We start from the raw sequence: 21,573 nt of genomic DNA, 5'->3' as shown, positions 1-21,573 counted from the left end.
GCGGCCAGCAGAGTCGCCAGGCTCATGCCGAGCAGGGCAGGAACAGTCCACGCGGACATCGCGGTCACCTCACAGGCAGGGCGTCTCTCAGCTGCCAGCATAGGCCGGCCGGTCCCCCACGGCGCGCCGTTTGTCGGCCGACGCGACGGTGGTCGCTTGCCAGCGCCCCGTTCGCCGGCCAATCATGCGTCCATGACCTTCGCGCCGATCACCCTGCCGGCAGCCATGCAGGCCGACCTGGAAACCGCGTACGCCCTGCCGCCGCGGGCGTACCACAGCTTCGCGCACGTACGTGCGGTGCTGCAGCACTGCCAGGAGGTCGCCGAAGGCCCGGGCTGGACGCAGCCCCGTGAGGTGCAGTTGGCCGCGCTCTATCATGACGCCATCTACGACGCCGGTCGCAGTGACAATGAAACGCGTTCGGCGGCGCTGGCGCGCGCGCAGATCGAGCGCTGGCTGCCTGGTGCGGGCGTGGACGTGGCGCGGGTCGAGCAGTTGATCGGGTTGACCGCCCGGCACGGTGCACTGGGTCGCGACGATGTAGACGACCAGGCGGCGCTGTTCCTGGATTGCGACATGGCCATCCTGGGAGCCCCAGCGGACGTATTCGAGGCCTACGACCGTGGCATTGCCGAAGAGTATGCCGGCCATGTGCCGGGGTTCCTGTTCCGCATCAACCGCAGGCGCTTTCTCGCACAACTGCTCAAGCGCCCGCGCATTTTCCTGAGCGACTTCTTCCATCAGCGACTCGATGCGGCGGCCCGTGCCAATCTGCGTCGTCGGCTGGGCCGCTGAGCGTCGTTTACACTGGCCCGGTTCACCTGCCGCCCGCCTTGCCGATGCCCGATCCCGTTCTTCCGCCCGATGCCGATCCCCGCCCGCTGCCGCCGGAAGAGCCCGGCCCGAACGAATGTTGCGGCAGTGGCTGTCCGTTGTGCGTGCTGGACCTTTACAGCGAGGAACTGCAGCGCTACCGCGCGGCGCTGGCTGCCTGGAAGCTGCGCCACCCTGAAACTGCACCCTGAGGTCGCCCGCGCATGATCCCATCCACGGCAACACCGGCATTGAGCCGCGCCCAGGCATCGATCGCGTTGATGGCGCTGCTGGCCCTGTGCGCGTTTGTGTTGACGGCGCTGTGGACGCAATGGGCCCGCGATGATCTGGACTGGGTCCAGGCCACGCTGAGCCTGTATCTGCATGGTCCCTGGGGCCTGGCGCTGCGCACGGCATATTGCGTGCTGGCGGTGGCGATCATCCTGCTCGCGTGGTCTCTGCACGTCGGGCTGCAGTCACCGCGGCGCAGCATTGCCGCGCCGCTGTTGTTCGGACTGGCGGGTCTGGGCTTGATGGGGGTCGCGGTGGGCGACAGCTGGTTGCCGGAAACGGCCCCTCTGCTCGCCCCGCTGGTGCACGGTCTGGCGGCCAACACCGCGTTTCTGTGCGTGAGCGTGGCAATGCTGCTGCAGAGCTGGTATCTGCGCGCCGACCCGCACTGGACGCGCTGGGCCGCGCTGGCCTGGTGGTGGGCCTGGCTGTGCTTCGTGCTGCTGTGGTTGCACGTGTTGTGGCGCGGTCCACCGCGCGGGGCAGGGCAGAAGCTGGTCATCGCCGCCGTGGTGCTGTGGCTGGCAGCGGTCGCGCTGCAACAGTGGCGACAGACCCGACGCGTTGCCCGCTGACGCCACGCTCTGTACATCCCCTTGGCGCGCCACCGGGGTATCGTGGGCTGACTTTTCCGGGAAGCGTCACGATGCGGGCACTCAGCAGGCGGCAGTGGTGGGGTGTGGTTCTATGCGGACTGTTGAGCGCCGGCGCACACGCCGCGCCGCAGCAGGTCAGCCACGGTCGCTTTCATGATGTGCCGATGTACGTGCCGGAAGGCCAGCCGCAGCGCGTGGTGGTGTGGTTTGACGGCGGCCGCGAATCGGCACTGACCACGCAGCGCATTGAGGCGCTGCGCGGGCAGGGCGCGCTGGTGGCGCGGGTGGATGTCGCCCGGCTGCATCAGGCCGTTGCCGCCGACGGCGGCAGCTGCGCATTCGGCGCAGGTGACGTCGAGAACTTTTCGCGCTTCTTCCAGGCCTACCTGCACGTGCCGGGCTATCACCTGCCGTTGATCGGCGGCGATGGCAGGGGGGCCGAGCTGGCTTATGCGGTGGCGGCGCAGGCCGACACCCAGGTGTTCGCGGGTGTGCTGACCACCGGCTTCTGTCCCGACGTGGCACGCGAACGCCAGGTCTGTGGTGCCGGTGTCAGCCACGGGCGGCTGGTGCCTGCCGAGTTGAATTTTCCGTGGTTGAACGCCGCCGGCGACGCACAATGCGCGGTCGGCAGTGCGGCGGCTTTCGTGCGCAAGGTGGGGTTGGCGCGCGAGTTCCAGCGCACCGGCGCGAGCAGTGATGTACCGGGGCTGCTGGCCGCCGCGCAGGTGCTGGGGGCGCAGAAGGGCGTCAGTCTTTCCCCGCCACCGCAGGGTCTGAGCGGGCTTCCGGTGGTGGAGATCCCAGCGGCGAAGGGCGGCGACACGCTGGCCATCTTCGTCTCCGGCGATGGCGGCTGGGCCGGCCTGGACAAGGAAGTCGCCGCAACGCTGGCCGAGGCCGGTGTCGCGGTGGTCGGGGTCGACTCGCTGCGTTACTTCTGGACCCAGCGCACGCCGGCCGGCTTTGCCCGCGACCTCGAGCGTATTGCCGCCCATTACCAGCAGCAGTGGCAGCGCAAGCGGCTGCTGTTGATCGGCTTCTCGCAAGGGGCGGATGTACTGCCCGCAGCAGTCAACCAGCTTGAACCTGGCACCCGCGATGCGGTCGCGCTGGTCGGGCTGATGTCGGTGGGCCGCAAGGCCGACTACGAATTCCATGTCAGCAACTGGCTGGGCGGCGGCGGGGGCGGGGTACCGATCGCGCCGGAGATCGCCAAGCTGCCGGCGCAGCACACGCTGTGCCTGTACGGCAAGGACGACAAGGACGCACTGTGCCCCGACCTGCCCGCGGGCCAGGCGCAGGTGATCGCGCTGCCGGGTGACCATCATTTCAAAGGTGACTACGATCTGCTCGCACGCACGCTTCTGGAGCATGTGCCAGCGCAATGAGCGCGTCCGGACACGCATGGCGTGTCCCTACAACGCGGTTCGCCCACCAACACCGTTCGACCCCAGGATCGTGCGACCCAGGGTCGTAGTGACACGCCATGCGTGTCAACGCCATGATCCTGCGCGCGCACATCGCCATGCGTGTCAGCGCGGTGCCCGGCTGATCAACCGCGTCGCATCCAGCAGCGCCGCCGGAAGGTGCATCCCGCCCGGTGCCGCCAGATAGCGCGCGCGCCACGTCGGTGCGAACTTCGACTTGAAACGGCGCAGTCCACTGAATCCATAGAAGCGTTCGCCGTGCCGCGCCACCAGGTTGGCAAACCGGTTCCAGCGACCGGCCAGACGGTGCTGTGCCAGCCCCGACAGCGGAGCCATGCCCAGCGAGAATCGCTGGTAGCCCTGTGCGCGGCCCCACAGGAACAGTTCGATGAAAAGGTAATCCATCGTGCCCTTGGGGGCATCGTTCACATGGCGCATCAGGTCCACCGACAGTTCGTGCCCGGCCGGTGCCTCCCACAGATTGGCGAAGGCGACAATGCGGCCTTCCGCTTCCACCAGCGCGACCGGAAACCGGGACAGATAGGGCGCACTGAAGCTGCCCAGCGAAAACCCCTTTTCGTCGCCGGCCTTGTCTTCCAGCCATTGCTGTGACACCTCCGCGAGCGCCGGAATCAGGGCTGGCACCTCGTCTGTGCTGGCGACGCGGAAGCTGAGGCCGCCGCGCTTGCCGCGATTCCAGGCCTGGCGCAGGTCGGCGCGTTCGCGCCCTTCCAGGCTGAAGTCGTGCAGGGGCACCATCGCCTCTTCACCCAGCTTCACCAGGCTCAGTCCCAGGTCGAGGTAGGTCTGCCAGTACGTTTCACCCACCTGGTAGAACACCGGCCGCAGGCCGAGGCGATCGGCTTCTTCGCGGAATCGCCAGATCAGCGCGCGCGCGACGTCGGGCGGTCCGACCGGGTCGCCCATGGCGATCAGCGAGCCGCCATATCGCTGCATCATCACGAAGCCGCGCTGCGCATCGTCGCGCAGCACCGCTTTGTCTGCAGTGAGTACCAGGCAGGCCTGGGTATCCCCGGCACCGGCGAGTACCGGTGCCAGGGCGTCGAGTGTCGCCGCGTCGACCGGCGGCAGCGGTGTACGGGTGCTGTGCAGCAGGCGCGCCAGACCGAACACGGTCAATGCCACCGCCACCATCAGCAGCGCCCGCAGTGCACGCGGCGCATTGCCCTGCACCGCGAACTGCCACCACAGTTCGTTCTGGTACTCCACGTGGCTGTAAACGAAGAACAACAGCCAGATCACCGCCACCAGCACCAGCCCGAGGTTGCGGATCCACGGCCACGACCAGGCCTCATCCAGCAGCGCCCCCTGGCGGTAGAACTCGCGTCGGGAAGCCCAGAGGGCCATCGCCACCAGCACCGCCGACAGCGCGATCAGCACCTGTCCCCCGCGCAGCCAGATCGGCAGTGGCGCGGCCACGCAGATGCCCAGCGCCAGCACCCACGCAGCGTGGCTGCGCCGTTGCAGACCCTGGCCGATCAGCAGTAGCGCCACCCCGGCCAGACTGCCCAGCAGGTGCGAGGTCTCCAGTACCGGCAGTGAGGCATGCAGCAGGTGCCGGCGCGGTGTGGGCAACGTTCCATCAATGACCAGGGCCGCACCGACGCTGAACACGGCCAGCGCGATGATCTGCGGCAGCCACGGCCGCAGCGCGGTCCAGCCGGCGCGGGTGGCACCGGCACCGGCCCGCAGGGGGCGGCGCAACGCGGGAGCGACCGCCAGCATCGTCGCCAGCAGCAGCGGCAGCACGTAGTAGGTCACCCGATAGATCAGCGCGGCGGCCAGCACTGCCGCCGGGGCTACCTGTGGCAGCAGCTTGAGCAGGCTCCATTCGAAGACGCCCAGTCCTGCGGGCACGCTTGAGATCAGGCCGGCCAGCACCGCGACCAGATACAGCCCGACGAAACCGGGCAGTCCGGTGGGAGCATCCATCGGCAGCAGCACGTAGAACGCCGCCGCCGCCAGCACCAGCTCGACCACGCTCAGCAGGGTCACCCCGAGCATCGTGCGGCGGTCAGGCAGCCACAGCGCGTGGCCGCGGATATGGAAGGTGCGGCCATCGCGGCCGACCAGCAGCACCGTGAACGCATAGCCCAGCAGGGCCAGCACGCCGAGCGCACGCACGACCGGCACCGGAACGGGCAGCGCGAGTGCGGCCGCTTCCGGTTCCAGCACGAAAGCCAGCGCCAGCAGCAGCCAGGCACCGAACACGAAACCCAGTGTGCTCATCAGCACCACCTGGCCGACCTCGCCCAGGCTCAGCCCGGCGCTGCCATAACCGCGCAGGCGCACGGCACCGCCGGTGAGCGCGGCAAAGCCCAGCGTCTGCCCCAGGGTGTGGGCCAGAAAAGCGGTGATGCCTATTCGTGCGGGGTGCAGATGCCTGCCACTGCGGCGCAGGCCAATCGCGTCGAATCCGATCAGGCAGGCATAGCTGGCCAGGCCCAGCACCACCGCAAGTGCGATCTGGCCGCCGCCCAACGCACGGAATGCTTCACGTATGGCGCGGTAGCCGTGCTCGTCGAATTCGTTGGCAAGCCCATGCAATGCCAAGGCCAGAATGGCCAGACTGAATGCCACGGTGGCAGCGCGCCGCCAGCCGGAATGCGCCGAAGCCGGCGCAGGGGAAGGATCTGTCATCGAGGCAGCGTGCTCCGGGCAGGGCGATGAAGACGTCAACGCGCGCGGCGTACCGCGACGGGGCATCGTGCGCCTGGATGGCGGCATTGCCAAGAGGTCCGGCTGTGCCCGCTGTGGCGGGATGGAGCATGCAGATTCGAGCCTGCTCACGGACAGCCCCACCGGCATCGGCGACAATGGGCCTCCATTGCAGAGGAGAGTTCCCCATGTTGGAGCGTTTTGACGTCGGTCCGCGCATGTCCGAAATGACCGTGCACAACAAGGTGGCGTATCTGTCCGGTCAGATTCCGGAAGACACCAGCCAGGACATCACCGGTCAGACCCGACAGGTGCTGGCGGAGATCGACAAGTTGCTCGCGCTCGTCGCCAGCGACAAACAACACATCCTGCGTGCGGAAGTGTTCCTGGCCGACATCAACGATTTCGCCGGCATGAACGCCGCGTGGGACGAATGGGTGGTGGCGGGCATGACCCCCGCACGCGCCACCGTCGAGGCCAAGCTGGCCGACCCGTCGTGGAAGGTGGAGATCGTGGTTACTGCTGCGCTGCCGTAACCCGTGCGCCACGACCAACGGTATGTGCGCCCTGCGGGCACAACCCTTCGGGCCGTCGATGAACGACGTTAGCAGCGCTTGTAGCGCTGCTTGCGTGGCCTACCGGTAGATCACGACCGTTGGTCGTGATCCGTGGCAATCAATTCGATGCAATCCACCGGGCACGGTGGAATGCACAGCTCGCACCCGGTGCACAGGTCAGCGATGACGGTGTGCATGTATTTGGCACCGCCCACGATGGCATCCACCGGGCAGGCCTGGATGCATTTGGTGCAGCCGATGCAGTCGGCTTCCACCACCACCGCGACCTGGGCGGGTTTGTGTTCGCCCCGGCTGCGATCAAACGGCACCGCGGTCACGCCCAGCACCTGCGCCAGCGCCCGCGCGCCCGCATCGCCGCCGGGCGGACAGCGTTCCACGCCCGCCTCGCCACGCGCCATCGCCTCGGCGTAGGGGCGGCAGCCCATAAAGCCACATTGCCCACACTGGGTCTGCGGCAGCAGCCGGTCCAGGCGTTCGGTCAGCGGGAGGCGGGAGGCGTTCATGCGTGGCGTCGGCTGCGCGGGAGGTTCATTTCAACGGTTTGCCGCGGTACCAGCGCTCATGCGCAAGCGCCAGCATCGGCCGGTCTTCAATACTGTCTCCATACGCATGGATGCGCAGGTAACGCGACAGGTCATAACGGCTGCGGATGCGTTCTGCCTTGCAGGGCCCACAGTCGCCATCAGCGTAACGGCCGGTGAGCCGTCCGTCCTTCCCTTCAAGACGGTTGCAGATAAGTTCCACGCCCAGGCTCTCGCACCACGGCCGCAGGTAGAGGTCGAGCGACCCGGACACGATCACTACGGTGTGATGCTGCCTGAGGTGCCAGCGGATCTGCTCGAGCATCCTGGGTTGTACCACCTCCGGCAGCACCTCGCGGGCAAAGCCGGCGGCCTGGGCGGCAATGTCGTCGCCGTGGCGATCGCGCATCACCAGCCGGGTGACGCGGGCGCGGATACGCTCGGCCGAGATCAGCTTCAGCCGATACGCCAGCAGCCACGGACCGACTTTCCACCAGGCATGGGCAAGCTGTTCCGGCGTGGCAACGCGACGCAGGAAGCGGGCGTAGGTGTCACAGTCGGTGACGGTGTTATCGAAGTCAAACAGAGCAAGCTCCAATCACCACCTCCCGGTAGGCCACGACCGTTGGTCGTGGCACCTTGCCGATCAACGAACCGGCATGCCCGGCTGTGCACCGCTGTCGGCGTCCAGCAGTGCCAGCGCGCCGCCGTCGAAACCTGCCGACAGGATCATGCCTTCGCTCAGGCCGAAGCGCATCTTGCGCGGAGCCAGGTTGGCGATGAAGACCACGCTGCGGCCGACCAGCGCTTCCGGTTCGCCGTAACTGCTGCGGATGCCGGAGAAGATCTGGCGCCTGCCGAGCTCGCCAGCATCCAGTTCAAAGCGCAGCAACTTGTCCGAGCCGTCCACGAACTCGCATACCAGCACCTTGCCGATGCGCAGGTCAAGCTTGGCGAAGTCGTCGATGCCGATGTACGCCGGCGTTGCATCGCCTGCCGCAGCGGCGGGAGCGGGCACCGCCGCAGGAGCGGCTGGCTTGGCGGCCTTGGCCGGAGTGGGCGCAGCTGGAGCGGCAGCGAGGGTGTCCTTGGAAGCGTCGGTCATGGCGTCGATCAGTTTCGGGTCAATACGGGTGAAGAGCGGGACGAACACCGCAATGGTGTGCGCGGTGAGCGGGCGGACGATGTCGGTCCAGGACTGCACCGGCGAGGCCAGGAAGGTTTCTGCCTGCGCGGCAGTGGCCGGCAGCACCGGCTTCAGTGCGGTGACCAGCACGCGGAACAGGTTCAGCCCCTGGCTGCAGACGGCCTGCAACTGGGCCTCGGCCCCTTCCTGCTTGGCGATCACCCAGGGCTTCTGGTCGTCGATGTAGCGGTTGGCTTCGTCGGCCAGTGCCATGGTCAGGCGCAGTGCCGCCGCCGGATCATTGCGTTCGTAAGCCTCGCGGATAGGACCCAGGGCCGCCACGAAGCGGTCGTACTGCGCCGCATCGGGCAGCGCATCGGCCAGACGGCCGTCGAAGCGCTTGCTGATGAAGCCGGCGCAGCGACTGGCCAGATTGACGAACTTGCCGACCAGGTCGGCATTCACGCGGGCGACGAAGTCACCCAGGTTCAGATCCAGGTCGTCGACGCCGCCGCTGGACTTGGCAGCGAAGTAGTAGCGCAGCGCCTCCGGCTCCAGGCCGACATCCAGGTAGGTACGCGCCATGACGAAGGTGCCGCGCGACTTGGACATCTTGGCCCCTTCCACGGTCAGGTAACCGTTCACGTGCAGGCGGGTGGGGGCGCGGTGACCGGTGCCGTGCAGCACCGCCGGCCAGAACAGGCCGTGGAAGTTGACGATGTCCTTGCCGATGAAGTGGTGCAGCTCGGTGCTGGTGCCGGCGCGCAGGTGCGACTCGAAATCTTCGCCTGTCTTCGCGCACAGCGCCTGGAAGCTGGACAGATAGCCGATCGGCGCATCCAGCCAGACATAGAAGTACTTGCCCGGCTGGCCCGGAATCTCGAAGCCGAAGTAGGGCGCGTCGCGCGAGATGTCCCATGCGCGCAGGCCGCCTTCGGCATTCAGCCATTCACCGAGCTTGGCCTTCACCCCGGGCAGGGCCACATCGCCGGCCAGCCATTCGCGCAGGAACGCCTCGAAGCGGCCCACTTCGAAGAAGAAGTGCTCCGAATCGCGGATTTCCGGCGTGGCACCGGAAATGACCGACTTCGGGTCCTTCAGGTCGGTCGGCGCGTAGGTCGAACCGCAGACTTCGCAGTTGTCGCCGTACTGGTCGGCGCTGCCGCAGGTCGGGCAGATGCCCTTGATGTAGCGATCCGGCAGGAACATGCCCTTTTCGGGGTCGTAGAACTGCGCCACCGAACGCCGCGAAATATGCCCGTTGGCTTCCAGCTTCAGGTAGAAGGCCTCGGTCAGCGCCTTGTTGCCGGCCGAGTTGGTCGAGTCGTAATGGTCGAAATCGACCCCGAAGGCGGCAAAGTCGCGTTCGTGGCTGGCCTGGATGTTGGCGATGAACACTTCCGGGGTCACGCCGGCCTTCTCCGCGCCGAGCATGATCGGGGTGCCGTGGGTGTCATCGGCGCACACGAACCAGGTCTTTCCGCCGCTCATTCGCCGCGCGCGTACCCAGATGTCAGCCTGGATGTAGCCGACCAGGTGACCCAGGTGCAGGGGGCCGTTGGCGTAGGGCAGGGCGGTGGTGACGAGAGCGGTGCGGGTCATGATGAACGCAGTTGCCAGGGGAACGCGGGATTATCGCACGCCCTGTCAAGACAAAAGGCCGAAGCGTTGCCGCTTCGGCCGTCGGATGGTGGTGAACGGCCCGGAGGGCGCTGCTTACTCGCGCACCCAGGTCTGGGCGCGGCAGATGATGGCAATGCATCCCGAGACGTCCAGCTTCTTGCCGCCCGGGTGCAGTTCCAGCTTGGACTTGTAGGTCTTGCCATTGGCCGGGTCCAGGATGGTGCCGCCGGACCATTCGGTGGTGCTGCCGCTGTTCTGGGACAGGTTCCATAGGATGGTCATGCCCTTGATCGGCTTGCCTTTGTTCGGACCCTTGCAATCGCTGCAGACCGGATTGGGGCCTTTGTCGGATTTCAGGACCTCGAGCACTTTGCCGCTCAGGCTGCCGTTGGCCGCCTTGGTGATCTCGACTATGGATTTCGTCTCGCCGGTCTTGTCGTCAATGGTCTTCCAGCGGCCCACGGCGCTGTCAGCGGCGCTGGCCGACATTGCGGCCATTACCAGCGGCATGGCCAGCAGCAGGGTCTTGAACGTCTTGCGCATGGTTCCCCTCCCAGGGATGTTCATGAAAACCGGCGCGATGCCGGCACCCTGCGACTGTATACCCATTCGCCTAGGTACGGAACGCGGGCGCGCGGCGCGGATGCCTCCCCGCGCAAGACGTCTGAATTCGTTCAGCCAGCCTCGTACAACTCCAGCGGCAGCGCATCGGGATCCGCAAAGAACGTGAACCGCCGCCCGGTGTACTCGTCGACCCGGATCGGCTCGCACGCCACGCCCTCCTGTTCCAGTCGCGCGATCACCGGTTCCAGCGCCGCCACCCGGAAGGCGAGATGTCGCAGACCCTGTGCTTCCGGTCTGCTGGGCCGAGGCGGCGGCTCCGGAAAGGAGAACAGCTCCAGCTGGCCGCCGTCGGGCAGGGCCAGGTCCAGCTTCCAGGAGTCGCGTTCGGCCCGGTAATGCTCGGCCAGTACGGTCAGGCCCAGGACCCGGACGTAGAAATCGCGCGAGCGCGCGTAGTCGGCGCAGATCAGCGCCACGTGGTGAAGGCCGAGCAGGGGGGATGACATGGGCGGAAATCGTGCGGGCGGCGCACGCCAGTTCTGAACAGAGTCACGGGTATACCCCAAACCGTCGGCGCTTTCGAATTTCTTGTAGAGCCTCCACCTCCCCCCGTCGCCATCATGCCGGCCGTGTCGAAGAGGGTGCCAACCGCGCCGTCCGCGTAATCGGGTCCGAACGGGAGGTGATGCATGCAGGTGATCGTCAACGCAGGGCAGGACAGCGTCGTGCTGTCGATTGCGGGCAGCCGGGTGTGCATGGCCCCCGGGCAGAGGCTGCTGCTGGCCGGGACCAGCGCGCCTCGTCATGAGGGGCTCGCTGCGCACCCGCTGGCCGGCAGCGGCATGGCGCGTGCGCTGGCCCACTTCGACCACGTGCGCGACGCCGTCCGCCATAGCGCCGAGCCGCCAACGGTCTGCTGGCCGGTGGCGGCCGCGCTGGAGGAGCCCGAGGTGGCAGCGACCTGGTTGATCGACCAGCTGGCGCGCGCGCCGCAATGCATGGCGCTCGACCATGCCGCAGGCACCCCGTTGGCAGCGCTCCTGCGTCATCTGGCCCGCAGTGAGAGCTACGGTCTGATGCGCTTTCTGTTGAAGGAGGGCGGCGAGAACAGCGTGGCCGCGCTCGCCGAGCGCTATGGGCTGTCTTCTGCCCAGTTCCATCGCCGCTGCCGACAGGTGCTGGGACGTCCGCTCAAACGCGAGCTGCGCATCCTGCGCGCCGCGCGGACGCTGCTGGCCTACCCGGGCCGCGCGCATTCGTTCACCTATCTGGCCGCCGACCACGGCTATGCCTCGTTGTCGCACTTCTGCACCGACATCAAGGCCCTGATCGGCTGCTCCCCTTTGTCCGTCTACCGCGCCGTCAAGACGCCTGCCGAGTGATCCATGCGTTCCCTGTCGTACTCCCTGTTGTTCATTACTGCTGTTGTCCATGCTGGCAGTGCGCCTGCGGCGCATGCCCAGACGCCGCTGGAGGGCACCGCCATCTCCGATCGTGCCGACCTGCCGCACGCATCGGGCTTTGTTTCGCGTGCGGAAAGTGCCGAACATCTGCTCAACGCCATCGGGGCCAAGGCTCGTCAGGCCGTGGTGGTCAGCGCGAAGGCGCAGCGGAAGAAAGTCAGCGGCAGCTTCGACCTCGCGCGCCCGTTCGAGGTGCTGAACAAGGTCTCCGCCGATGTCGGCCTGGTCTGGTACAGCGACAACCAGTCGATCTATGTGTACGAATCCAGCGAGCAGAAGAACGCCGTGGGTCGGCTGCGCTCCACCTCTGTGGCCACGCTGAACGACTTCCTGCGCAAGGCGCGACTGGCTGACCTGCGCTATCCGGTGCGCGGCGGCGGAGCCGACGGCACGTTCTACGTGGCGGGCCCCCCGGTGTACGTGGACATCGTGCTCAACGCCGCGCGCTATCTCGACGACCTGTACGAAGGTGCCGATGCCAGTCCGCACCATGTGGAAGTGATCAAGCTGGAGCACAGCTTCGTCAGTGGTCGTCGCTATGCGGTGCGTGGAAGTGCCCTGGAGGTCCCAGGCATGGCCTCCACGCTGGGGGATGTCCTCCAGCTTGGCGACTTCGGCACGGTGGTCAAGCAGCCGGCCGCGCTGCCCGCCGACCCCACCGCGGTGGTCGAGGAGCCCCTGCCCGCCGCCGTACCAGCGCGCATTCCCGCGCCCCAACCCGAGCGCGTACCGGTGGGGCCCGGTCCGGCACGGGTGATGCCCTATTCGGAAACCAACAGCCTGATCGTGCGAGGCACGCTGGCACAGATCGAGCAGATCAAGCGGCTGGTCGCCGAGCTCGACATCCCGCGCAAACAGATTGAGCTCTCGCTCTGGATCATCGACATCAAGAAAACCGAGCTGGACCGCCTGGGGGTCAGCTGGAGCGGTGGCATCAACATCGGCAACCGGCTGCAGATCGGCATCAATGACGGCATCCCGGCCACCGCTCTGGACGGACCGCGCTTCCTTGCCTCGGTGCAGGCGCTGACCAGCACCGGCGATGCCCAGATCGTATCGCGCCCGGTGCTGATGACGCAGGAGAACATCCCCGCCTATTTCGACAGCAACCAGACGTTCTATACCCAGTTGCTGGCCGAACGGACCGCCTCGCTGGAACCGGTGACCTACGGCACGCTGGTCAACGTGCGTCCGCGTATCTCCAGTCATGACGAAGTGGAAATGCAGCTCACCATCGAAGACGGTGCCGCGCAGAGCGCCAGCTTCGAAGGCGGAGTGCCGATGGTCAACCGGACCCTCATCGACACCGTGGCGCGGGTGCCCCATCAGCTCAGCCTGCTCGTCGGTGGCTATACGCGACAGTCGCTGGACAACGGCAAGACCGGCATTCCCGGGCTGCGCCGCATGCCTGGCGTGGGCAAGCTGTTCGGGCAGGACACCCGCAGCCACGAGAACCTGGTGCGCGTATTCCTGATCCAGCCGCGTGTGCTCGGTGAGCGCGACATGCTCGATGCTGCGCGCCTGCAGAGTCTCTACGGCCACGAAGTGGGTGAATCGCCGCAGGACGTCCTGCACGACATCAAGCGGGACCTGCCCGCCATGGAGGCCGCGCATGGCGCTCCCCGCGATTAATCGATCCGCACCGGCGGTGCCGGTGCAGTCCTCGCGGCAGGCGTCCTCCTCCGATCAGGTGGACGGCGACGGCGAGGCCCGCACCCAGGCACCGGCTCCGCGTCGTCCGGGGGTGCTGGCACTGGCCATGGCGGCTGCCGACGACGCCAGTGCGTTGATGGCATCGCTGGCAATGCGGCGCAACCAGCAGAATGGCCCCGCCGCGTTTGCCACCGAGGCCTGGATCGACCATGTCCTGGACGAAAAGGTTCACCAGAAGCTGTCCGGCTTCCGTGAGCTGTTGGGTGGCATGCGCAGCCCCTCGCAGGTGATGTCGCTGCTGAAGCAGCTGTTTCCCGACCCCAGCGACGTGCTCGCGGTGCTTCGTGCGCTGCTGACGGAAGACGAACTGGAGGCCATGCACGAGCTGCTGGAAGCGGCGCTTGAGCAGCTGCTCGAGGAGCAGGCCGCACAGGGCCAGGGTGCCGCCGTGCGTGGCGGTGCCAACGTCGCGGTGAAAGCGCGGCTGACCGCGCGAGGTTCGCAGCTGACCGCGCGTGCGCTGCGGCAGAGCTATCGCGACTTCCTCGGCAACCCGCACGACTGCGCAGGCGAGTACATCGCCTGGATCGAGCAGTACGGATTCGAGCGGCGCGCGGTCATCGTCGACTTCATGGAGCAGGCGATCGCCGCCGACATGTTCTCGCTCGATCCCAGCGCCTCGCTGCACGAGTTCGGCTATCTGCTGGGACAGGTGCGCAAGCTGGCCGTGCTGCGCTCGGTGGACCAGTTGCTGGTCCATGACATCGAGCGCACCGGCCTGCTGGTGCGCATGGCAACGCGTGCCGATGCGGTGGTGGTGGGCCTGCTCGACGTCGTGCGCGGCCTGCAGGACTGGAAGGGCCTGTTCACCGGCCCGCTCGCCGCCGCCCGTGTCGCGTTGGCAACCGACCAGCGTGTGCGCCTGGTCCAGGCCCTGCGACGTGCCCTCAAAGACCTGCCGGACGCGATATGGGTCGGCCCGGAAGCGCGTGAGACGGCCATCCAGCAACTGGAGACCATGGTGGTGGAAAGCATGAAGCGTGATCGCGGGCGCGCCGGTGGCTTCGCGGGAGGTCTGGCATGAGCACGGCGATGACCCCGAACGGCGGCTGGGCGGCACGCGCCCGCGGCATGTTGCGGCCAGAGCTGGCCCTGGTAGCGCTCATGGCCGTGGTCGTGGCGATGCTGATCATTCCATTGCCGACCCTGGTGGTGGACGTGCTGATCGCGCTGAACATGGCAGTGGCCATCGTCATCTTCCTCAGTTCGTTCTACGTGGAGCGGATTCTCAGCTTCTCCACCTTCCCCTCGGTGCTGTTGTTCACCACCCTGATGCGGCTGGCGCTGTCGGTCAGTACCAGCCGCCTGATCCTGGTCGATGCGGACGCCGGGCACATCATCAACGCCTTTGGTGAGTTCGTGGTCGCCGACAACCTCGTCGTGGGCGCGGTCATCTTCGCGATCATCACCCTGGTCCAGTTCATCGTGATCACCAAGGGTTCCGAGCGGATCGGTGAAGTGGTGGCGCGCTTCTCGCTGGACGGCATGCCCGGCAAACAGATGAGCATCGACGCCGACCTGCGTGCCGAGGCCATCACCTCCGAGGAAGCACAGCGCCGCCGTCGCGACGTCGAGCGCGAGAGCCAGCTGTACGGGTCGTACGACGGTGCCATGAAGTTCGTCAAGGGCGATGCCATCGCCGGCATCGTGATCGTGTTCGTCAATCTGTTCGGCGGCATCGCCGTCGGCATGCTGCAGCATGGCATGCCGTTCGGCGAAGCGCTCAACACCTTCACCCTGCTGACCATCGGTGACGGACTGGTGGCTCAGATCCCGGCGCTGCTGATCTGCATCAGCGCGGGTTTCATCGTCACCCGCGTCAGCGGCGAGGACAACAATCTGGGTGCCAGCATCCTGGGCGAACTGTTCAACAGCAACGTCGTGCTGGCAATCGGAGCCATCCTGGTGCTGCTCATGGGCTTACTGCCCGGGTTCCCGCTGCCGGTGTTCGCCGGTCTGGCGCTGGGCCTCGGCGCGCTGCTGTTCTGGCGCATGCGACGTGGCACCGGCAGCGTTGCCAGCAACGAAGGCGCTGGCCCGGGGAACGCGGGTGCAACCGGCAGCACGGAAGGTACCCGCGACGCCAACGGCAACCTCACCAGCGAGACCCTGCCGCTGATCCTGCTGATGCCTGGCCCGCTGCACGATGTCGCGACCACTGAAAAGTGGGAGGAGCGCCTGCGTAACGACGCCTTCATCAACACGGGCATGCAGTTGGCCGCATTCGTGCTGCGACCCCATGAGCCCGTCCAGGATCATCAGGTAAAGGTGCTGATCAACGAAATCCCGGCCGCCAGTGGCCAGGTCGTCAGCGGGCATGTGCGCGTTCTCGGCCGCCAGGACGAGCTGGATGCACTGGACATGGGCCTGACCGTTCCGCACGACGGCAGCGTCGCGCGCTGGGTGCCGGCTGCCTCGCAGGCTGACGTGCAGGCCATGGGCTGCGATGTCTCCACCGATTACGAGGAACTGCGGCGCCTGGTCCACGGGGCCGTGCTGCGCAACGTCGGAGAACTGTTCGGCATCCAGGAGGCCAAGCACGTGCTGGACGCGTTGGAGAAGCGCTTCCCGGAACTGGTCAAGGAAGCCTACCGGCACATGCCCATCCAGCGCGTGGCCGAGGTGCTGCAGCGTCTGCTGCGCGAAGACGTGTCCATCCGGAACATGAAGGTCGTGCTGGAAACCCTGGCCCAGTGGGGCCAGCGCGAGAAGGATGTGATCCTCCTCGTGGAACACGTGCGCAGCGCGCTGGCCCGCTACATCTCCGCGCGCTTCGCGCGTGACGGCCGTATTCCCGCCATTCTGGTGTCCAGCCAGGTGGAAGACCAGATCCGCAGCGGAATCCGCCAGAGCCAGGGTGCGGCGTACCTCAATCTGGAGCCCACCGAGGCAAACGAGCTGATGGACCGCTTCGCCCTGCATGTGGGCGAGGTGTCGGCCTATCGCCCCGACGTGGTGCTGATGGTGGCTCCCGACATCCGCCGCTTCGTCAAGCGGTTCATCGAAAACAAACTCCCCGCGACACCGGTGCTTTCGTTCGGCGAGATCTCCGACGCGGTCACCCTTGATGTCATGAGAAGCATATGAACCATCTCTTCGATACCCTCACTGCCGCGTTGAACGAACTGGGCTGCGATCCCTCCCGGTTCCAGTTCGATACCCACTCTTCGGTGGTCATGGGGTTCGCCGATGTCGGCGAACTGCTGCTCGATCCGGTGGGGGATGCGGTGTTTCTGTGGGGCCGGCTGGAAACCTCGCCTGACCTGCGCTTCAGCAACCGTGCCGAGGAGTTGCTTGTCGCGCTTTCGGCACCGTCGGCGCACTTCGCCAATGGCTGCCTGTCGTTGCGTGTGATCGACGACGCTTCCCTGGTGGGTGGCATGCTGATGCAGGAGTGCCAGCATCAGTCGTCGCTGATGGCCGAGGCCATTGAGAGCTTCCATGGCCGCGTACTGGAACTGCAGGCGCTGTTGCGGTGAACTCGATCGTTCCATTGTGGCGACCCTGCGCGCGGCCCCTGGCGGTGCGTGCCGGGGAACTGCGTGTGCCGCTGGCGAAGGTGGCCGTGGGCGAACACTGCCACGTGCGGCGTTCAGCGGGTGATGCCGGGTTGCTGACCCACGGCGTGGTCACCCGGGTCGATCATGGCATCGCCACCGTGGCCCTGCTGGGCGCGCCGTCGCGTCTCGCTGCCGACGTGCTGGTGGTTCCGACCGGGCAGCCGCTGCAGGTGGGGCTTGGGCCACAGTTGCTGGGCTGCGTGGTGGATGGTTTTGGCGAGGTGGTCGAACGGCTTGGGTCGGATTCCTCGGCCTCGACCGTCATGGGACCTGCCGCCGGGTGCGCGGCCTCGGTGCAGGCGGTCGCGTTGGACTATCGCCAGCGCCGGCCGATCGCCACCCCGTTCGATACCGGCATCCGCGCGGTCGATGCGCTGCTCACCGTGGGCGAAGGCCAGCGCATGGGCGTATTCGCCGCTGCGGGTTGCGGCAAGACCACACTGATGGAAATGCTCCTGAACAATGCCGACTGCGACGTGCGCGTGGTGGCCCTGATCGGAGAACGCGGACGCGAGGTGGCGGCCTTCGTCGAGGCGATCGGCGGCGGCCCAAACGCGGCACGCACCATTCTCGTCCAGGCGACCTCCGATACATCGCCGGCGACCCGGGTCAACGCGGCCATGGTCGCGACCCGCATTGCCGAGTACTTCCGCGAGCAGGGCAGCCGCGTGCTGTTGGTGATGGACTCCGCGACCCGCTACGCACGTGCATTGCGCGACGTGGCGCTTTCCGCAGGCGAGCCGCCGGCACGACGCGGATTCCCGGCTTCGGTCTTCGAGGCCTTGCCGCACCTGGTCGAACGGCCTGGCAATACCCGGCAGGGCAGCATCACCGCGTTCTATACCGTGCTGCTGGAAGACGATACCGACCCCGATCCGGTCGGCGAAGAGGTGAAGTCGCTGCTTGACGGGCACATCCACCTGAGTGGCCGGCTCGCCCAGCGTGGACACTTTCCCGCCATCGACATACTGCGCAGCGCCAGCCGGCTCTTTCCGCAGCTGGCCAGCGCCGAACAGAGCGAAGCGGCCAGCCGGCTGCGCAGCCTGATGGGGCGGCTGGAAGACCTTCAGCTGCTGCGTGACATCGGCGAATACCGCCCCGGCGCGCAGCGCGATCAGGACGACGCGGTGGCCCGCGAGCCGCACCTGAACGCGTTCCTGCGCCAGGGGCTGCATGAGCGGGTGCCGGCGAGTGCGGCCGTGGAGGGATTGCATGCCGTCCTCCGCTGATCCGCGCCGGATTGCGCGCTGGGTGGATCACCGCGCGCAGCGCCTTCGTCGCGACGCGGCAGCGCAGGCGGCCGCTGCTGCCGCGCACGACGCGCAGGCCCATACGCTGCAGCAGCAGGCCAATGCGAGGTTGCTGGACGCCCAGGTAGGACACGAACTGGGCCTGGACCGGCAGCGTCTGTTTGACCGTCTGCGCGCGGTGGCCATCGCGCGCGCGCACGTTCTTGAGTGTGAGCTTCGTGCGCGTGACCTGCAGGCCCAGGCCGAACAGGGGCGTCGCCAGGAAAGCGAACTGCGGCGCGACGCCGCCCACCAGCAATCACGTGCGCGGCGGCTGGACGCAGCCGGCGCACGTATCGAACGCCATCGTCGGCAGGCGCAGCAGCGCCGCGACGAACGACAGATTCAAGAGGAGTATGCATGTCGTTGACCATTGACAACACCGCGGCCGTGGAAGCCGTGAGCGCGGCTGCACCGGTGCAGCCGCTGGCCAAGCGCATGGAGCAGGAGCACCGCAATGCGATGGGCGCATCGTCCACTTCGGACGATGCGGGCGCGACGGAATCGATAAAGGATCTTCCGGAAGATGACACCGAGCCGGTGGTTCCGGACCAGGACGACGAGTCGACCTGCGATCGCGCTGAGCAGACACCCCGCGAAGATTCCAGTGACGAGGCCGATGGCTTCATCGAGCGGGTGGCCGCTGACCCAGCGACGCGCGAAGCGATGCTGGCCATGCGGCCGCGCCCGGTCAGCGTGCCGAAGTCGTCGAATCCGGCACCGCCCCCGACGGTGGCCACGCTTCCGTCCGACCCGCAGCCGGAAGCCGACGACACCCCTGCGCCCAGGCCCCAGCCGGAAAACACGCATGACCGCTCACGCGCAGCGACGCTTCCTTCGCCGACGGATGCACCTGCGCCAGGTTCGGTGGAGACAGACGGCACCGTCGCCGAACGGCGCAGTGTAGGCCGGCTGGCATTGAATCCGCTTCAAGCGGGTGCGGAGGCACCGCGCGTGTCGGACGCCCCCAACACGGTGTCGCGCGCCCCGGTTACCGAGTCGGCAAGTACGCCGGGCAGGCATGAAGGCAGCGCCATGCCGCTGCCTGCACTGAGCACGCAGGATGCGGCGGCACGGCACAGCGCCGAGACGGCTGCTGGCGAGGCCGGGCAGGCGCGCAGCGAAGCCAATACCGCCAACCAGCGCAACCTGCAGCATGTGCAGCAGGCGCAGAAGACCGCGGAGGTGCTGGCCCGACGTGCCAGCGCCGGAGCGCGCATGGACGTTGCCTTTACCAGTTGGGGACCGGGCAACTCGGTGGCGATTGCACGGCAGCTGGGCGGCCACTGGACGGCTACGCCGTCCAACGCCAGGGTCGGCCAGGCCCTGGGCAGCAGCACGACACCTGACGGCCTGCAGGTCCGCCTGGCCGGTGAGAACCTGCGCGTGGAAAGCGGGGGCACCACCGACCCGGACGGTCGCCGTCGCCAGCAGCAGGAGCAGGACACCCCATGAGCACCTGTGCCTGGCCGTTTCCGGCACTGTCGGCCGACGACGTCGCGCAGGCCCAGGTGGTCGCGCAATGCGCCCGCGTGGGACTGGCCGTGGACTGGGGTGTCCCACCTTCGCACGGTGCCATGCTGCGGTTTGACGTTCGAGGCCCGTTCGGCACCCTGCAGCTGGTGGTGAGTGCCGACAGCTGGTGTCCGCGCATGTTGCCGTCGCTGTCAGGCCTGGCGTGGTCCGAGCTCGTGGATCGGGAGACCCTGGCGTGCTGGCTGCCGGACAGCCGCCTGCTGGACATCCGCCAGGTTCTGCTGGACGACGCGCTGGTTGAACTGCGCGAGGTCGTCCCGACCGGCCTGTCGGCGGTCAGCCGCGAGCTGCGTCCGTTCCTGGCCAGTGCACAGGGCCCCGCATGGATCGAGCGTGCCGAGCTTGTGCCGCAGCTTGGGGCGCGCGATCCCATCGTCAATCTAAGCCTTCCGGTTGACCTGGAAGTAGCCCGCCTGCACGTGCCGATGCAGCGGTTGCGCTCACTCGCGCCCGGCAGCGTGCTGCTGTTGGCTCAGTTCCAGCCTGTTGCCCGCATCGGCGCGCAGCGCCTCTACACCTTCGATTTCACCTTGGAGACCGTTTCTGTGAATACCCCGTTTGATTTTGTCGAGGACGATGCCGACGGTGTCGGGCTCGATCCAATGCCCGTGGCCCCCGCACCGTCTGCGCCGGGTCTGGACGTGGCGCGCCTGCCGGTCACCGTCGAGGTGGTGCTGTGCCAGTTGCAGCAGCGGGTTGGTGACCTGGGCGCACTGCAGCCCGGCACCGTGTTCAATCTTCCAGTAGACACGTGGACGCAGCTGCAGCTGCGCGTGAATGGCCAGGTCATCGCCCGTGGCGAACTCGTCCAGGTGGGCGACCAGCTGGGCGTACAGCTGCATCAGGCCCCCGTACTGACATGAGCTTCGTCAACAACGACATCTCGCTGATCGCGGTCATGTCGATGGCCGCGCTGCTGCCCTTCATCATTGCGGCGGGTACGTGTTACCTCAAGTTTTCGGTGGTGTTCGTGCTTCTTCGCAACGGACTGGGCCTGCAGCAGGTCCCTTCCAACATGGTGCTCAACGCCCTGGCGTTGATGCTGGCGTTCTACGTCATGCAGCCGATCGTGACCAACATGTACGACGCCTACCTGGCGCTTGAGGCACCCCTGAACTCGGTTGCCGCCGTGATCGCGTTCCTGGATTCAAGCCTGGACGGTTACAAGATCTACCTGGCGACATACTCGGATCCGGAGCTGCTGGAGTTCTTTGAACGTGCCCGCCAGGCCGAGCCCGGCCAGCCATTGCCGGCCCTGGAACCCCATGAGCGCTCGCTGTTCGCGCTCATGCCCACCTACGCGTTGAGCGAGCTCAAGGATGCATTCCGCATTGGCTTCTACCTGTACCTGCCGTTCGTGGTGATCGATCTGGTGGTCTCCAGCGTGCTGCTGTCGCTGGGCATGATGATGATGAGTCCGGTGACCATCTCCGCACCGATCAAACTGATTCTGTTCGTGGCAATGGATGGATGGAGCCTGCTGTCCCAAGGGCTGGTCCGCCAGTACCTCGACGTGCCGATGTAGCGCCATGGACGCGATCATGTTCATGGGCAACAAGAGCCTGCTGCTGATCCTGCTGTTGTCGGCTGCGCCGGTTGCTGTGGCCACCATCGTCGGCCTGGCCATCGGTTTGTTCCAGACCGTCACCCAGCTGCAGGAGCAGACCCTTCCTTACGGTGCCAAGCTGTTGGCGGTCATCGCCTGTCTGCTGCTGCTGATGTCGTGGATGAGCGCGCGCATGCTCGACTTTGCCCGCCTGGCCCTGCAGACCGCGCTGGCGGGGTAGGCAT

Annotated in this window: 22 protein-coding genes; 16 read left to right on the top strand and 6 right to left on the bottom strand. The window is 66.9% G+C overall.

Annotated features, from left to right (window positions below):
- Positions 1–192: 192 nt before the first annotated feature.
- From EGJ34_RS04580 to EGJ34_RS04565, 4 genes are all read left to right on the top strand, one after another.
- Positions 193–795, top strand: a complete 603-nt coding sequence (locus tag EGJ34_RS04580) for a hypothetical protein (protein WP_125359358.1) — start codon at positions 193–195, stop codon at positions 793–795.
- A gap of 44 nt (positions 796–839) precedes the next feature.
- Positions 840–1,025 carry an oxidoreductase-like domain-containing protein gene (locus tag EGJ34_RS04575; protein WP_125359357.1) on the top strand — a complete coding sequence of 62 codons (186 nt, stop codon included), beginning with the start codon at positions 840–842 and terminating at the stop codon, positions 1,023–1,025.
- Between the two features lie 39 nt (positions 1,026–1,064).
- Positions 1,065–1,679, top strand: a complete 615-nt coding sequence (locus EGJ34_RS04570; protein ID WP_125359361.1) for a DUF998 domain-containing protein — start codon at positions 1,065–1,067, stop codon at positions 1,677–1,679.
- A 71-nt stretch (positions 1,680–1,750) separates the two neighbouring features.
- On the top strand, positions 1,751–3,091 hold the full coding sequence (locus EGJ34_RS04565; protein WP_125359356.1) for an AcvB/VirJ family lysyl-phosphatidylglycerol hydrolase: 1,341 nt from the start codon (positions 1,751–1,753) through the stop codon (positions 3,089–3,091).
- A gap of 144 nt (positions 3,092–3,235) precedes the next feature.
- Here the strand turns inward: EGJ34_RS04565 and mprF are convergent, their stop codons facing one another.
- Positions 3,236–5,791, bottom strand: coding sequence for a bifunctional lysylphosphatidylglycerol flippase/synthetase MprF (gene mprF, locus EGJ34_RS04560; RefSeq protein WP_125359355.1), 2,556 nt, complete (start codon positions 5,789–5,791; stop codon positions 3,236–3,238).
- A gap of 206 nt (positions 5,792–5,997) precedes the next feature.
- Here mprF and EGJ34_RS04555 point away from each other — a divergent pair, with 206 nt between their 5' ends.
- Positions 5,998–6,345 (top strand): RidA family protein, encoded by a 348-nt coding sequence (locus EGJ34_RS04555; RefSeq protein WP_125359354.1) that lies wholly within the window; start codon positions 5,998–6,000, stop codon positions 6,343–6,345.
- 110 nt (positions 6,346–6,455) lie between these two features.
- Here the strand turns inward: EGJ34_RS04555 and rnfB are convergent, their stop codons facing one another.
- The 5 genes from rnfB to EGJ34_RS04530 form a co-directional block, all read right to left on the bottom strand.
- Entirely contained in the window at positions 6,456–6,890 is a 435-nt protein-coding gene (gene rnfB, locus EGJ34_RS04550) for an Rnf electron transport complex subunit RnfB (RefSeq protein WP_125359353.1), read from the bottom strand.
- Positions 6,891–6,915: 25 nt separating this feature from the next.
- Entirely contained in the window at positions 6,916–7,506 is a 591-nt protein-coding gene (locus EGJ34_RS04545; protein ID WP_125359352.1) for an HAD family hydrolase, read from the bottom strand.
- A gap of 48 nt (positions 7,507–7,554) precedes the next feature.
- Positions 7,555–9,636 (bottom strand): methionine--tRNA ligase, encoded by a 2,082-nt coding sequence (metG, locus tag EGJ34_RS04540; protein ID WP_125359351.1) that lies wholly within the window; start codon positions 9,634–9,636, stop codon positions 7,555–7,557.
- Between the two features lie 114 nt (positions 9,637–9,750).
- Positions 9,751–10,200 (bottom strand): DUF2147 domain-containing protein, encoded by a 450-nt coding sequence (locus EGJ34_RS04535; protein WP_125359350.1) that lies wholly within the window; start codon positions 10,198–10,200, stop codon positions 9,751–9,753.
- A gap of 131 nt (positions 10,201–10,331) precedes the next feature.
- A complete protein-coding gene (locus EGJ34_RS04530) occupies positions 10,332–10,727 on the bottom strand; it encodes a VOC family protein (protein ID WP_125359349.1) in 396 nt (131 codons plus the stop codon).
- A 183-nt stretch (positions 10,728–10,910) separates the two neighbouring features.
- Between EGJ34_RS04530 and EGJ34_RS04525 the strand changes: the two genes are divergently transcribed.
- Genes EGJ34_RS04525 through sctS form a run of 11 tightly spaced genes read left to right on the top strand, consistent with a single transcriptional unit; the run spans position 10,911 to position 21,569 of the window.
- Complete coding sequence (locus tag EGJ34_RS04525; RefSeq protein WP_125359348.1) at positions 10,911–11,603, top strand: helix-turn-helix domain-containing protein; 693 nt, start codon at positions 10,911–10,913, stop codon at positions 11,601–11,603.
- 3 nt (positions 11,604–11,606) lie between these two features.
- A complete protein-coding gene (gene sctC / locus EGJ34_RS04520; protein ID WP_125359347.1) occupies positions 11,607–13,316 on the top strand; it encodes a type III secretion system outer membrane ring subunit SctC in 1,710 nt (569 codons plus the stop codon).
- Positions 13,297–14,421 carry a type III secretion system gatekeeper subunit SctW gene (sctW, locus tag EGJ34_RS04515; RefSeq protein WP_185750062.1) on the top strand — a complete coding sequence of 375 codons (1,125 nt, stop codon included), beginning with the start codon at positions 13,297–13,299 and terminating at the stop codon, positions 14,419–14,421. Before sctC ends, sctW begins: the two co-directional genes overlap by 20 nt.
- Positions 14,418–16,484 carry an EscV/YscV/HrcV family type III secretion system export apparatus protein gene (locus EGJ34_RS04510; RefSeq protein WP_125359345.1) on the top strand — a complete coding sequence of 689 codons (2,067 nt, stop codon included), beginning with the start codon at positions 14,418–14,420 and terminating at the stop codon, positions 16,482–16,484. The genes sctW and EGJ34_RS04510 overlap by 4 nt, the downstream gene beginning before the upstream one ends.
- Positions 16,481–16,876, top strand: coding sequence for a hypothetical protein (locus tag EGJ34_RS04505; RefSeq protein ID WP_125359344.1), 396 nt, complete (start codon positions 16,481–16,483; stop codon positions 16,874–16,876). Before EGJ34_RS04510 ends, EGJ34_RS04505 begins: the two co-directional genes overlap by 4 nt.
- Complete coding sequence (locus EGJ34_RS04500; protein WP_125359343.1) at positions 16,873–18,186, top strand: FliI/YscN family ATPase; 1,314 nt, start codon at positions 16,873–16,875, stop codon at positions 18,184–18,186. Before EGJ34_RS04505 ends, EGJ34_RS04500 begins: the two co-directional genes overlap by 4 nt.
- The gene (locus tag EGJ34_RS04495) at positions 18,170–18,616 is read left to right on the top strand and encodes a hypothetical protein (protein WP_125359342.1); all 447 of its coding nucleotides are present in this window, start codon (positions 18,170–18,172) and stop codon (positions 18,614–18,616) included. Before EGJ34_RS04500 ends, EGJ34_RS04495 begins: the two co-directional genes overlap by 17 nt.
- A complete protein-coding gene (locus EGJ34_RS04490; RefSeq protein WP_125359341.1) occupies positions 18,607–19,701 on the top strand; it encodes a hypothetical protein in 1,095 nt (364 codons plus the stop codon). The genes EGJ34_RS04495 and EGJ34_RS04490 overlap by 10 nt, the downstream gene beginning before the upstream one ends.
- A complete protein-coding gene (locus EGJ34_RS04485) occupies positions 19,698–20,645 on the top strand; it encodes a FliM/FliN family flagellar motor switch protein (protein ID WP_125359340.1) in 948 nt (315 codons plus the stop codon). The genes EGJ34_RS04490 and EGJ34_RS04485 overlap by 4 nt, the downstream gene beginning before the upstream one ends.
- Entirely contained in the window at positions 20,642–21,307 is a 666-nt protein-coding gene (locus tag EGJ34_RS04480; RefSeq protein ID WP_125359339.1) for an EscR/YscR/HrcR family type III secretion system export apparatus protein, read from the top strand. Before EGJ34_RS04485 ends, EGJ34_RS04480 begins: the two co-directional genes overlap by 4 nt.
- 4 nt (positions 21,308–21,311) lie before the next feature.
- A complete protein-coding gene (sctS, locus tag EGJ34_RS04475; RefSeq protein WP_125359338.1) occupies positions 21,312–21,569 on the top strand; it encodes a type III secretion system export apparatus subunit SctS in 258 nt (85 codons plus the stop codon).
- Positions 21,570–21,573: the final 4 nt, after the last annotated feature.

The organism is Stenotrophomonas sp. 278, from assembly GCF_003935715.1.
GTDB lineage: Bacteria > Pseudomonadota > Gammaproteobacteria > Xanthomonadales > Xanthomonadaceae > Stenotrophomonas > Stenotrophomonas maltophilia_AH.
This window is presented reverse-complemented; position numbering and strand designations above follow the sequence as displayed.